Origin of the sequence: Mycolicibacterium palauense (assembly GCF_002592005.1) — a bacterium.
Lineage (GTDB): Bacteria > Actinomycetota > Actinomycetes > Mycobacteriales > Mycobacteriaceae > Mycobacterium > Mycobacterium palauense.
Genome location: NZ_NVQF01000194.1, coordinates 1 through 1,469 on the forward strand (window position 1 = coordinate 1; position 1,469 = coordinate 1,469).

At 65.6% G+C, this 1,469-nt stretch carries 1 protein-coding gene; it reads left to right on the forward strand.

Annotated features, from left to right (window positions below; all coding sequences use genetic code 11):
- The first annotated feature begins 134 nt into the window (after positions 1-134).
- Positions 135-1,454 (forward strand): IS256 family transposase, encoded by a 1,320-nt coding sequence (locus tag CSR00_RS29810; protein WP_099025942.1) that lies wholly within the window; start codon positions 135-137, stop codon positions 1,452-1,454.
- The last annotated feature ends 15 nt before the right edge of the window (positions 1,455-1,469 follow it).

The window sequence follows — 1,469 nt, forward strand, 5'->3', positions numbered from 1 at the left end:
GAGCAATGATCAGAACTTGTGGATGACCCTCGGTGTGGGGGCGTGAAAGTGGGCGCACCTTCCCGAGGATGATCTGAAGTCCAAGGTTCTCTGATCAAGACCGGCGTTGGCGCGCTGGTTGGGAAGGTACGCCCATGCTCACCGTAGTTCACGATGCCCAGGAGGCCAACGAAAGCACCGGCGGTGCTGGTCGGTCGTTGTTGGACGACATCGTCCGTGACGGCGCTCGGCAGATGCTGGCTGCGGCGTTGCAGGCCGAGGTCGCCGCCTACGTGGCCCAGTTCGCCGACCAGCTCGACGACGACGGCCACCGCCTGGTGGTCCGCAACGGCTATCACCAGGCTCGGGAAGTGCTGACCGCAGCCGGCGCCGTGCAGGTGAAAGCGCCGCGGGTCAACGACCGCCGGGTCGACCCCGATACAGGCGTGCGGCAGCGGTTCTGTTCGGCGATCCTGCCGGCGTGGGCACGCAAGTCCCCGCAGATGAGCGAGGTGTTGCCGCTGCTGTACCTGCATGGGTTGTCTAGCGGCGACTTCGGGCCGGCACTGGAACAGTTCCTCGGTTCTGGCGCCGGGTTGTCGGCCACCACGATCACCCGGCTGACCGCGCAGTGGCAAGACGAAGCCGCCGCGTTCGGGCGCCGCGATCTGTCCGGTACCGACTACGTCTACCTGTGGGTCGACGGCATTCACCTCAAGGTGCGCCTGGAGCAGACCAAGCTGTGCCTGCTGGTGATGATCGGCGTGCGCACCGACGGCCGCAAGGAACTCGTCGCGATCAGCGACGGCTACCGGGAGTCCACCGAGTCGTGGGCCGATCTGCTGCGCGACTGCAAACGCCGTGGCATGACCGCCCCGGTGCTGGCCGTCGGCGACGGCGCCCTCGGGTTCTGGAAAGCCGTGCGGGAAGTGTTCCCCGTCACGCGTGAGCAACGCTGCTGGTTCCACAAGCAAGCCAATGTCCTTGCAGCACTGCCGAAGTCGGCGCATCCGTCGGCGTTGGCGGCGATCAAAGACATCTACAACGCCGAAGACATCGACAAGGCTCAGATCGCGGTCAAAGCGTTCGAAGTCGACTTCGGCGCCAAATACCCCAAGGCCGTCGCCAAGATTACCGACGACCTCGACACCCTGCTGGAGTTCTACAAGTACCCGGCCGAGCACTGGATTCACCTGCGCACAACCAACCCGATTGAGTCCACCTTCGCCACCGTGCGGCTGCGCACCAAGGTCACCAAGGGCCCCGGATCGCGAGCGGCCGGGATTGCCATGGCCTACAAGCTGATCGACGCCGCACAAGCGCGCTGGCGGGCCGTCAACGCCCCACACCTGGTCGCCCTGGTCCGCGCCGGCGCGGTCTTCCACAAAGGCAAACTGCTCGAACGGCCCACCGACATCACCCCACCGACACCGCCCTCAAACGACGACGAGCACACCGGAACGGAGGTCGCCTGAAACACCCCGATCCAC

Excerpts from the sequence above, each read along its gene's own strand:
- CSR00_RS29810 (WP_099025942.1), top strand. The coding sequence starts at position 135 with ATGCTCACCGTAGTTCACGATGCCCAGGAGGCCAACGAAAGCACCGGC.